Genomic DNA, 11,920 nt, shown 5'->3' with positions numbered 1-11,920 from the left:
CGGCGGATTCGGTACGCGCAGGCGCGGCCTCGGCAGGAGCCGACTCGGCTGCCGGAGCTGTTTCGGCTGCGGGGGTTTCGGTGCGTGCGGCGCGAGTGCTCTTGGCACGAGTGCGCGCAACGGGTGCGTCGTCGAGAGTGAGTTCACTCTGTGCGGGTGCAGCCTTTGCGCTGCCGCCCTGGCGCTCCTTGATGGCTGCGATCAGGTCACCCTTGCGCATGCCGGAAGTGCCTTTGATGCCCAGTTCACCCGCAAGAGTGCGGAGTTCGGTGAGCACCATGCCGGAGAGTCCGGCACCACGGCGCGTTTCGGCACGCTTCGTGGAGGTCGCCACCGCACCGTTCGATGCTGAAGATGACGCCTGAGAATTGTCGCCTGATTCCGACCCGGCGGGTGCAGAAGTGGCGATGAGGTCCGTATCGGTCACGGAGGTCCTTTCCTTCCCTCACTCGCACTGCGCAAAGTCGAGGGTTCGTCCCGCAGTTCGATTGAATACCGAACTCGGTGGTGCCGTACGTGGTTGCTGTCCAGAACTGCCGGCTTGTCCGCCGTCACATGATTGTCGGAAACTCTCGCCTCAAACTTTTCATGCGCTCGCAAACCTGCCCAACGCGCCTTCGTCGACGATTCACTCCCCCGTGTGTTGAACCCCAGAGTGATGGAACCTCTGAGTGTTCGATCCGCGGAGGATTCAAACCTTCGGAGAAGGTACAAGCGTGAGGATCATGCCTGCGAGAATCATGCCAAGGACTGTGGACCCCGATTGGGAAGGAGTTTTGCCCCCTGGTGATGCACCGGCGACTGACGCGCACGATGTACGGACATAGCCCAGGATAGCGCCCAAACCTGAGTCCGGCAAGAATTTGGACGACTGGGTGTGTCAGTTCACTACCGATCGGTAGTGGGCGATCACCAGGACCAAGGCAGGGATCAGACCGTCGTCGTGGATACTTCGACGCCGTCGGCGATGTCCAATTCGAGGACACGTAGTCCGTCTGCCCGCGCCGCTTCCGCGAGTTCGACGGGGAAAGGTTCTGTGCTGAGCGCCAACACGGTGGGGCCGGCTCCGGAAACGGTCGCAGCAATACCCGCCTCGCGCAGGATCCCGATCCATCGCGTCGTGAGCGGAAGCGCGGGTGCGCGCTGTGCCTGATGCAGGCGATCCTCGGTGGCCGCCATCAACAGATCGGGCCGAGCAGTGAGCGCAACGACGGCGAGCGCGCTGCGGCTCGCGTTGAACGAGGCATCCTGGTGCGGAACCAATTCGGGCAGGAGCCCGCGAGTGTGTGCGGTGGACGACCGCTCCTCGGGAACCAGTGCCACAGCACGGATGTCGGGATGGACGTCGAGTTTGGCCGCGGAGTAGATCGGCTCGTCGCCTTCGACGGCCGGTGGGCAACTCCACGAGACGACTGCGCCACCGAGAACACTGGCAGACGCGTTGTCCGGGTGACCTTCGAACTCGGACGAGAGTTGAACCAACTGCTCTTCCGTCAAGCCGATCTCGGCATCGAGAGCGCGCGCCAGACCGTTGGCTGCTGCCAATCCACCGACAGCCGCGGAAGCCGAGGATCCCAACCCGCGCGAATGTGGAATCGCGTTGCGGCACAACACGTCCAGGCCACTGGCCCACACTCCGGCCGCCTCGAGACCACGCTCGATGGCGCGGACCACGAGATGCGAAGGACCCCAGGGCACGTCGGCAGCGCCTTCACCTTCGACGCGAATCTGAAGGCCTGAATCCGTTGTGGTGACCACGATTTCGTCGTACAACCCCAACGCCAGGCCGAGGGTGTCGAACCCCGGCCCCAAGTTCGCACTCGAGGCCGGGACGCGAGCAGTCACCGAAAGGCCGATAGGCAGGGTTATAGTCATGTCAGACACCGGATTCCGCGGAGTGGTCGATGAATCCACGGACACTATGCAAGCTCGAGGGCAGCCGCGACGGCAACGGGATCGACACCGATCGGCTCGACGTTCGGCATACCCTTCAAAGCCGTGTCAGGATCCTTGAGACCGTTACCGGTCACCGTGCACACGACGGTCAGGCCCGGCTCGAGCCAGCCCTCTGCACGTGCGGCGAGCAGGCCGGCGACGCTGGCTGCCGACGCCGGTTCGACGAAGACGCCCTCGGTGGCGGCGATCAGACGGTAAGCCTCGAGGATCTTCTCGTCGGTGGCGGCACGGAATGCACCGTTCGACTCTTCCTTCGCGGCGACAGCGCCGTTCCAGGAAGCGGGAGAACCGATTCGGATTGCGGTGGCGATGGTTTCGGGATCCTTGACGGGAGCACCGTTGACCAGCGGAGCCGCTCCGGCTGCCTGGACGCCGAGCATGCGGGGCTTCACCGTGGTCAGACCGTCCGCGTAGTACTCGGAGTATCCGCGCCAGTACGCGGTGATGTTACCGGCGTTTCCGACCGGGAGTGCGTGCACGTCGGGAGCCTTGCCGAGGACGTCCATGATCTCGAATGCCGCGGTCTTCTGGCCTTCGATGCGCACCGGGTTGACTGAGTTGACGAGACCGATGGTGGGGAATTCGGCCGTGGTCTTGCGCGCCAGCTCGAGGCAGTCGTCGAAGTTGCCCTGGACCTGAATGATCTTGGCGCCGTGCATGACTGCCTGCGCAAGCTTGCCCATGGCGATCTTGCCCTGCGGGATGAGCACGGCGCAGGTCATGCCTGCCTTGGCTGCATACGCAGCGGCCGAGGCGGAGGTGTTGCCGGTGGACGCGCACAGAACTGCACGCTGGCCACGGGCCAAGGCGTCGGTGACGGCCATCGTCATGCCGCGGTCCTTGAAGGAACCGGTGGGGTTGAGACCCTCGACCTTGAGGTAGACGTCGCAGCCGGTGATCTCGGAGAGGTGGCCGGCCGGCAGGAGCGGGGTGCCGCCTTCGCGCAGGGTGACGGTCTTCCAGTTGTCACCGATCGCGAGACGGTCCCGGTATGCCTCGATGAGACCCGGCCATGCCTTGTGGACGGGGTTGACGATGCCGGTCATTGTTCAGTGCCTTCCAGTCGCAGCACGCTGGTCACAGCGGTGACGAATTCGAGTTCGTTGAGGGCCGCCACGGTCTCGGAGAGAGCCGCGTCGGTTGCTACATGAGTGACGACCACCAGACGCGCGCCGGCGCCGGCGCCCTCCTGGCGGACGACGGAGATGCTCACGCCGTGCTTGGCGAACTCGGCGGCGACTGCGGACAGCACACCTTCCTTGTCCGCGACCTCCATGTTCACGTAGTAGCGCGTGAGGATGTCGCCCATCGGGGCGACCTTGAGCTTGGCGTACTTGGACTCGCGGGGGCCGCGGCCGCCGTGAACCTTGTTGCGCGCAGCCATCACCAGGTCACCCATCACCGCGGAAGCGGTGGGGGCGCCGCCTGCGCCCTGGCCGTAGAACATGAGCCGGCCGGCGTTCTCTGCTTCCACGACAACGGCGTTGAACGCGCCGTTGACCGAGGCCAGCGGATGGCTGAGCGGAACCAGCGCCGGGTACACGCGAGCGGAAATCCGCTCCTTGCCCTTGGGCGTGACGATGCGCTCGCAGATCGAGAGCAACTTGATCGTGCAGTCGAGTGCCTTCGCCGACGCCAGGTCGGCGGAGGTGATCGTGGAGATTCCTTCGCGGTACACGTCCGCGGCAGTGACGCGGGTGTGGAACGCGATCGACGCGAGGATCGCTGCCTTCGCCGCGGCGTCGTAGCCTTCGACGTCCGCGGTCGGGTCGGCTTCCGCGTATCCGAGGCGTCCGGCTTCGGCGAGGGTCTCTTCGTAGTCGGCGCCGGTCTCGTCCATCGCGGAGAGGATGAAGTTGGTGGTGCCGTTCACGATTCCGGCGACCTTGTTGACACGGTCTCCGGCCAACGACTGTGTGAGCGGGCGGATCACGGGGATCGCACCGGCAACAGCGGCCTCGAAGTACAGGTCGACAGAGTTGGCCTCTGCAGCCTCCGCCAATTCACCGGTGTGGTCCGCGAGCAGCGCCTTGTTGGCGGTCACGACCGACTTACCGGAGTTGAGGGAAGAGAGAATCAGCTTGCGAGGGAGCTCGATTCCGCCGATCACCTCGACCACGATGTCGACGTCGTCACGACCGACCAGAGACTCGGCGTCCGTCGTCTGCAGTTCCTCCCGGGGAATTCCCGGGGCCGGAGCCGATACGGCGGACGGCAACTCCCCGCAGTTCCAACGGGGCGCCGACGCGAGCTTCGAGTTCCTCGGCCTGCTCACGAATGATCCGGACGACCTCGCTCCCGACGTTGCCGAGGCCGAGAACGGCCACACCGATAGCGCGATGCGCCGATTCGCTCGTCACTGCGATACCTCCAAGCTGAGCAGATCTTCCACTGTTTCCCTCCGCAGAATCACGCGTGAGACTCCGTCACGCACCGCCACCACGGCTGGGCGGGTGAGCAGGTTGTACCTGCTCGACATCGAATAGCAGTATGCACCGGTCGCTGCTACCGCTAGTAAATCACCGGGCCCGACGTCCTCGGGCATCCAGGTGTCCCGAATGACCACGTCACCGGACTCGCAGTGCTTACCGACGATACGTGCAACGACGGGATCAGCCTCGGAAGTTCGCGAAACCAACTTGGCTTCGTACTCCGCACCGTAGAGGGACGTGCGGATGTTGTCGCTCATCCCGCCGTCGACGCTGATGTAGCGGCGTGTCAGCGAGCTACCCACCGTGACGTCCTTGATGGTGCCGACCTCGTAGAGCGTCACCGTGCCAGGTCCGGCGATGGCGCGGCCGGGTTCGACGGCAAGCGTCGGCTCCGGCAATCCGGCCAGTGCGGACTCGTTGCGCACGATGTGGCCGAGCTTTGCTGCCAGTTCGTCGACGGGCGGCGGGTCGTCGGAGGGGATGTACGAGATCCCCATTCCGCCGCCGAGGTCGATGATCGAAATCTGCTTGGTCTTCTCGACTCCGAACTCGGTGACGACGTCGCGGAGCAAACCGATCACACGGTGCGCTGCCACCTCGAAACCGTCGACGTCGAAGATCTGCGAACCGATGTGGCTGTGCAGGCCGACCAGGCGCAAGTTGTCGGCAGCGAAGACGCGACGGACCGCGTCGATCGCCGCTCCCCCGGCCAGCGAGAAACCGAACTTCTGGTCCTCGTGTGCGGTGGAGATGAATTCGTGAGTATGCGCTTCGACGCCGACGGTCAGTCGGATCAACACGTCCTGAACGACACCGGCCTCACCGGCGACACGATCGAGTCGGTCGATCTCGATCGACGAGTCGAGCACGACGTGTCCGACGCCCGCGGCGACACCAGCGGCCAGTTCGGCGACTGACTTGTTGTTGCCGTGCATGGCAATTCGCTCGGCCGGGAAGTCCGCGTGCAACGCGATCGCCAGTTCGCCGCCGGAGCAGACGTCGAGCGAGAGGCCTTCGTCGGCGACCCAGCGTGCGATCTCGCCACAGAGGAATGCCTTGGATGCGTAGTGCACCTTGGCATCCGGGCCGAAGGCGCGGGCCATGTCACGGCAGCGCGAGCGGAAGTCGTCCTCGTCGATGACGAACAGCGGGGTGCCGTACTTCTCGGCAAGTTCACCGACCTTGACACCCGCGAGGGTCACTTCACCGTCGTCGCCGCGAGAAGCGTTGCGCGGCCACACCTGCGGTGAGAGTTCGCCGAAGGCTTCGGGGCTGGTCGGACGGTCGGGCAAGCCGGGGGCCTGCAACTGCTCGGCGTGCTTGGGGCCGGCGGGGTGCGCGTTCACATTTGCTCCGGTGCGGTGACGCCGAGCAGTTCGAGACCGTTGGCCAGGACCTGTCGGGTGGCGGCGCAGAGAGCCAGACGCGCGCGGTGCACGTCGGTGGCGTCTTCGTCGCCTTGCGGAAGGATGCGGCACGCGCCGTAGAAGCGGTGGTACGCACCCGCGAGTTCTTCGAGGTAGCGGGCAATACGGTGCGGCTCACGCAGATTCGCAGCGCTCGACACGACGCGTGGATACTCGCCGATCGTGCGGATGAGGTCACCCTCCTGCTCGACGGTGAGCAGGGCGAGGTTGCTCGCGTCGGCGGACAGACCGAGGTCTGCGGCGTTGCGGGCGATCGCCGAGAGGCGTGCGTGCGCGTACTGCACGTAGTAGACGGGGTTCTCGCTGCTGGTCTTGGTCCACAGGTCGAGGTCGATGTCGATGCTCGAGTCGACCGACGAGCGGATCATGACGTAACGCGAGGCGTCGACGCCGATTGCCTCGACCAGGTCGTCGAGGGTGATGACGGTGCCTGCACGCTTGCTCATCTTGACGGCAGTGCCGTCCTTGACGAGGTTGACCATCTGGCCGATCAGCACCTCGACGGTGTCCGGATCGTCGCCGAATGCGGCAGCGGCAGCCTTGAGACGGCCGATGTAACCGTGATGGTCGGCGCCGAGCATGTAGATACAGAGGTCGAACCCACGGGCGCGCTTGTTCTGGAAGTAGGCGATGTCACCGGCGATGTAGGCGGCGTTGCCATCGCTCTTGATGACGACGCGGTCCTTGTCGTCGCCGTAGTCGGTGCTCTTGAGCCACCACGCACCGTCTTCGTGGAAGAGGTTGCCCGAACCCTTGAGGGATTCGACGGCCTTCTCGACCGCACCGGATTCGAAGAGCGAGTTCTCGTGGAAGTAGACGTCGAAGTCGACGCCGAAGTCGTGCAGGGTCTGCTTGATGTGCGTGAACATCAATTCGACGCCGATGGCGCGGAAGGTTTCCTGCTGCTCGTCGGCAGGCAGATCCATGACGTCGGGACGCTGCTTCAGAACCGAGGCGGCGATGTCGGCGATGTATGCACCGGCGTAACCGTCTTCGGGAGCAGGTTCACCCTTCGCTGCAGCGATCAGCGAACGCGAGAAGCGGTCGATCTGGGCACCGTGATCGTTGAAGTAGTACTCACGTGTTACCAAACCACCCTGCGCGGACAGAATGCGTCCGAGCGCGTCTCCGACTGCGGCCCAACGGGTTCCACCGAGGTGAATCGGTCCGGTGGGGTTGGCGGAGACGAATTCGAGGTTGATCTTCTTGCCGGCGAGGGAGTCACCCGAGCCGTACGACGCACCGGCTTCGAGAACCGACACGACGATCGCGCCCTGGGCGTCCTTGTCCAACCGAATGTTGAGGAAGCCGGGCCCGGCGATCTCGGCGGATTCGATTCCGTCGGCAGCGGTGAGGGCTTCGGCGATCCAGCCCGCCAGCTCGCGGGGATTCGTGCCGACCTTCTTGGCTACCTGCATGGCAATGTTGGTGGCGTAATCGCCGTGCTCGGGGTTGCGTGGTCGCTCGACGGTGAGGGTTTCGGGTAGCACGGATACGTCGAGGCCACGATCGGCAAGGACGCTCGCTGCGGTTCCGCGGAGCAGTTCGGCAAGGTCAGCTGGAGTCACAGGTATTCATCCTATTGCCTGCACACCGGAAGTGGAGACTCGCCTCACGCCTCGCTCTCCGTGAACGTGCGCGGGGCCGCTGTGGCGTGTCGCACGCCACTCTCAAAGTTTGCCCTCAGACTCGGAAAGTACAGTGGTAATGCCCGAGCTACCACCGCGTACCTTCATGCGCGGGCGCGCCACACCTCAAGCCCACACACCGAAAGAGCCCAATCGATGCCAAGCGGTTCCGATAGTCGCGGTCCCAACAAGAACTCCGGGGCCAAATCAGCCAAGGCCATCAAGGCCGCCAACAAGAACAGTCGGCCGGCCAAGAAGGGCAAGGGCGGCGTCCCCGCTCCCCGCCAGATCCCCTGGCTGTCGATCGGCGCCGGTGTGGCTGTGCTCGCACTCATCGCCGTGCTCGGTATCAATCTGTGGCCCAAGGTCGAGGAGCGGCAGGCCCTCGAGCCGTACAAGTACAGCTCCGAGAACAAGGATCCGTCCGACAAGATCGACGGCGTCCTCAAGATCGAGTACCCGGCCGGCCAGCACGTCGATTCCACTCAGCGCGTGGCGTACGACCAGACCCCGCCGTTCGGTGGCCCGCACGACGCCACCTGGGCTAACTGCACCGGAACCGTGTACGCCGACCCGATTCGCACCGAGAACGCCGTCCACTCGCTCGAGCACGGCGCCATCTGGATCACGTACAACCCCGATCTCGTCGACCAGGACCAGATCGACAGTCTCGCCGGACGCGTGAACGGCAAGTCCTACATGCTGATGTCGCCGTACCCCGGTCAGAGCAGCCCCATTTCTCTGCAGTCGTGGGGCCATCGCCTCGAGATCGACAAGGCCGACGACGATCGCATCGATCAGTTCATCACTGCGCTGAACCAGAACCCGAACGTCTACCCCGAGGTCGGCGCGAGCTGCACCAACCCGCTGTTCACTCCGTCGACGTCGCCGTTCGATCCGACACCTCCGGGCGCCGACGCCATCCAGATGGACGGCACGGGCGCTACCCCGGCCACCGACGAACAGATTCCCACCGGTGGATAGTTCGACGAACACCGATCAGTCTTCGAAGCCGAGTCAGCGCACCGCACTGCTGATCATCGGTCTGATCGGCGCGATCGCCGTCGGTTTTGCGCTCGGCGCACTGACCAACCTCCTCGGACCCGATGCGAAGTCGTCACTGACCGTTCCGGCTTCGGATTCGGTGGACGTGGGCTTCGCGCAGGACATGAGCGTGCATCACAGCCAGGCCGTCGACATGGCGTCCATCGCCCTGACGAAGTCCACGGACAACGACGTACGCACGCTCGCGTTCGACATCTTGACCACGCAGCAGAACCAGCTCGGTCAGATGCAGGCGTGGCTGACCATGTGGGATCAGCCGCTGTCCAAGGTGGGCCCGTACATGGAGTGGATGTCGTCGGATTCGGGCTCCGGCCATGGATCGCACGGGACTTCGGCCACGATGGACATGAGTCATTCCGGGCCGGTCGACACGATGCCCGGCATGGCGTCCCCCGAGGACCTTGCGGCTCTCCGCGCAGCGGAAGGTCTGCAACTCGACACCTTGTTCCTGCAGCTGATGCTTCGTCACCACGAAGGTGGGCTTCCGATGATGGAGTACGCAGCAGCCGACGCCACCGAGGGGCCGGTGCGCAGCCTGGCGCAGACGATGGTCAACACGCAGCAGAGCGAGTCCAAGCTGATGACCGACATGTTGGCAGCTCGCGGCGCAGTGCCACTGCCCATGAACTGAGCAGAACTGAACTGAGCCGAAATTGTTCAGACCCAACTGGGCCTGGTCCTGAATTTCAGGACCAGGTCCAGTTTTCTACTTCCGGCATGTCTTCGAGGTGCTCGACGATGTAACGCGAGTGCTTTTCGAGCTGTGTGCGGCAGAACTCCGCCAACTCGGACGCCCCGGCCGGCCGACGCTTGGAGCGTCGTAGCGCCTCGATCACCAGGTGGTAGCGGCTCATCTTGTTGAGGACAACCATGTCGAACGGTGTTGTGGTTGTTCCCTGTTCACTGAATCCGCGAACGTGGAAGCGCTCGGGACTCGGACGCCCGTGAATCAGTTCGTGCACGGCACGCGAGTATCCGTGGAATGCGAACACGACGTCGGTCTGCGCGGTGAACAGATCGAGGAAGACCCGCTCCCCGAATCCGTGGGGATGCTCGGTTGGCGTCAGCAAGGCCATCAGATCGACGACGTTGACGACGCGGGTGATCAGTTCGGGTGTGTGATCGCGCAGCAACTGTGCAGCAGCCAGGATCTCCTGCGTCGGCACATCTCCCGCGGCGGCCAGGACCACGTCCGGTTCCTGTCCGCGAGCCTCGGTTCCGGCCCATTCCCAGACCGAAGCGCCCGCCGCGCAGTGCTCGTGCGCTTGCTCGAGCGTGAGGTACTGCAGGTGTGGTTGCTTGTCCACGACTATCAGGTTGACGTGGTCGGTGCTACGCAGGCAGTGATCCGAGATCGAGAGCAAGGTGTTGGAATCCGGCGGCAACCACACGCGGATCACACTGGGGGCCAAGGGAATAACGGCGTCGATCATGCCGGGGCCCTGATGACTGAATCCGTTGTGATCGTTGCGCCAGCACGTACTGGTCAGCAGCACGTTGAGCGAAGCAACAGACGCCCGCCACGGCAGGTCGACGGCATGTTGGAGCCACTTGGCGTGCTGGATGAGCATCGACACGCTCACCATCGCAAATGCTTCGTAGCTCGCGAACATCCCGTGTCGGCCCGACAGCAGATAGCCCTCGAGCCATCCCTCGCAGAGGTGCTCGCTGAGGACCTCCATGACACGACCGTCCGCGGACAGCCCGTCGTCGTAGTCGGTGATCGGCAGTTGCCAGCAGCGATCGGTTGTCTCGAATACGGCGCCGAGGCGATTGCTCGACGTCTCGTCCGGACAGAAGAGTCGGAAGATCCCGCCGCTGTCCTCGGTTTCCGTGGCGGCGTAGATGTCGCGCAGAAGCTCGCCGAGAACTCGCGTCGTCTCGTGGAAGGTCGAACCCGGGGATTGGATGGGAAGCGCGTACTTTTCGAGCGGCGGCATCGGGAGATCGACGCGAAGTCGTCCACCGTTCGCGTAGGGAGTGCTCCCCATGCGCTTGTCCCCCGTCGGCGACAGCGCCGCCAGTTCCGCGACGAGTGATCCGTTGGCGTCGAACAACTCGTCCGGACGGTACGACCGCATCCACTCTTCGAGTTGCCGCAGATGTGATTCGTTGCTTCGCACGCCGGACAACGGCACCTGGTGCGCACGATGTGTGCCCTCGACCAAGATTCCGTCGACGGTGTGTGGACCGGTCCATCCTTTCGGCGTCCGCAACACGATTGCCGGCCACGAACCCGTCCACTCCTCTCCGCGGCGTGCGGCACCCTGCATCTCGCGGATCTTCTCGTACGCCTGCGAGATCGCTTGATACAGCTGAGGAAACACCGCGTCGGGGTCGTCACCGGAGACGACGATCGGCGCCCACCCCTGTCCACCAAGATAGGCCTGGATGTCTTCGTCGCTGCTGCGTCCGTAGACCGTCGGCCCGGCGATCTTGGCACCGTTCACGTGCAGGATCGGCAGCACCGCGCCGTCGCGTCGTGGATTCAGGAACGCCGGGAGCTTCCACGAACCGGACAACGGCCCGGTCTCCGCTTCGCCGTCGCCGATCACACAGGCCACCACGAGGTTCGGATGATCGAAGGCAGCGCCGGCCGCATGGGCAAGGGCGTAGCCGAGCTCGCCGCCTTCGTGGATGCTTCCGGGTGTCTGCACACTCACATGGCTGGGCACTCCGCCGGGAGCGGAGAATCGCCGACACATCCGGTGGATGCCCTCGGCGTCGTCCGAGACTTCAGGATAGATCTCCGAGTACGTTCCCTCGAGATACGTCGACGCGACCAGCGCCGGACCGCCGTGCCCGGGACCGGTCACGTAAAGCCAGTCTGCGCCGGTGGCGACGATGTGCCGATTGAGGAGCGTGTAGATCATCGACAAGCCGGGGCTGGTCCCCCAGTGCCCGAGCAGTCGGGGCTTGATGTGCTCGGCACGCAACGGTTCCCGCAGAAGCGTGTTGTCCTTCAGATAGATCTGCGCGACGGTCAGATAGTTGGCCGCTGCCCACCACTTCAGGTCGAGCGCGAGCTGGTCTTCGGAATAGTGGTGATCGGTCATCAACGACTCCCGTACCTCACGAGGGTGCCCGAGCAGTCCGCCCGAGCCTGTGCTCAGAGCCGAGCCTAGGCGTAAAAAGCATCCGAGTCAGTCGGTACAGATGATTCGACGACCATGGTCCCCGGCCGCGTCCTCGACTACCTCCCGCGACGACGCCATGCCGAGACGGGTGCCGGTTTGGTCTTGTCCCCCCGTGATGCGCTACGCTAACGCAGCCCAATCGGCACACCGAGTATTCGGTGCGCCCCCGTAGCTCAGGGGATAGAGCGTTCGCCTCCGGAGCGAAAGGTCGCAGGTTCGAATCCTGCCGGGGGCACCACGAAGACGCAGGTCAGCGATTGATCGTCGACCTCTTC

Annotated in this window: 8 protein-coding genes, 1 tRNA gene and 1 pseudogene; 3 read left to right on the top strand and 7 right to left on the bottom strand. The window is 64.3% G+C overall.

What is annotated here, in order from left to right:
- The 6 genes and pseudogenes from YH3_RS22495 to argS all read right to left on the bottom strand — a co-directional run.
- The coding region (locus YH3_RS22495; protein ID WP_193777180.1) for a Rho termination factor N-terminal domain-containing protein at positions 1-427 on the bottom strand (427 nt) is incomplete at its 3' end.
- A 503-nt stretch (positions 428-930) separates the two neighbouring features.
- Positions 931-1,875 carry a homoserine kinase gene (gene thrB / locus YH3_RS22490; protein ID WP_007726194.1) on the bottom strand — a complete coding sequence of 315 codons (945 nt, stop codon included), beginning with the start codon at positions 1,873-1,875 and terminating at the stop codon, positions 931-933.
- 44 nt (positions 1,876-1,919) lie between these two features.
- On the bottom strand, positions 1,920-3,002 hold the full coding sequence (thrC, locus tag YH3_RS22485; RefSeq protein ID WP_003941280.1) for a threonine synthase: 1,083 nt from the start codon (positions 3,000-3,002) through the stop codon (positions 1,920-1,922).
- A pseudogene (locus tag YH3_RS22480) lies at positions 2,999-4,316 on the bottom strand (homoserine dehydrogenase). The gene thrC and the pseudogene YH3_RS22480 overlap by 4 nt, the downstream one beginning before the upstream one ends.
- Positions 4,313-5,734, bottom strand: a complete 1,422-nt coding sequence (gene lysA / locus YH3_RS22475) for a diaminopimelate decarboxylase (RefSeq protein WP_003941384.1) — start codon at positions 5,732-5,734, stop codon at positions 4,313-4,315. The pseudogene YH3_RS22480 and the gene lysA overlap by 4 nt, the downstream one beginning before the upstream one ends.
- Positions 5,731-7,383: an arginine--tRNA ligase gene (argS, locus tag YH3_RS22470; RefSeq protein WP_003941360.1), complete on the bottom strand. Its 1,653-nt coding sequence runs from the start codon at positions 7,381-7,383 to the stop codon at positions 5,731-5,733. Before argS ends, lysA begins: the two co-directional genes overlap by 4 nt.
- A 216-nt stretch (positions 7,384-7,599) precedes the next feature.
- Here argS and YH3_RS22465 point away from each other — a divergent pair, with 216 nt between their 5' ends.
- Together YH3_RS22465 and YH3_RS22460 are read left to right on the top strand one after the other, a co-directional pair.
- Complete coding sequence (locus YH3_RS22465; RefSeq protein ID WP_064444078.1) at positions 7,600-8,427, top strand: DUF3105 domain-containing protein; 828 nt, start codon at positions 7,600-7,602, stop codon at positions 8,425-8,427.
- Entirely contained in the window at positions 8,420-9,139 is a 720-nt protein-coding gene (locus tag YH3_RS22460) for a DUF305 domain-containing protein (RefSeq protein ID WP_030537330.1), read from the top strand. Before YH3_RS22465 ends, YH3_RS22460 begins: the two co-directional genes overlap by 8 nt.
- Positions 9,140-9,194: 55 nt before the next feature.
- On the opposite strand, the gene YH3_RS22455 is transcribed toward YH3_RS22460, so the two are convergent.
- A complete protein-coding gene (locus tag YH3_RS22455; RefSeq protein WP_042445546.1) occupies positions 9,195-11,564 on the bottom strand; it encodes a phosphoketolase in 2,370 nt (789 codons plus the stop codon).
- A 243-nt stretch (positions 11,565-11,807) separates the two neighbouring features.
- On the opposite strand from YH3_RS22455, the gene YH3_RS22450 reads away from it, so the two are divergent.
- A tRNA-Arg gene (locus YH3_RS22450) sits at positions 11,808-11,883 on the top strand.
- The last annotated feature ends 37 nt before the right edge of the window (positions 11,884-11,920 follow it).

The organism is Rhodococcus sp. YH3-3 (assembly GCF_001653035.1).
Lineage (GTDB): Bacteria > Actinomycetota > Actinomycetes > Mycobacteriales > Mycobacteriaceae > Rhodococcus_F > Rhodococcus_F qingshengii.
Note: the sequence above shows the minus strand (reverse complement) of the source record. Positions and strands in the feature narration are given on the sequence as shown.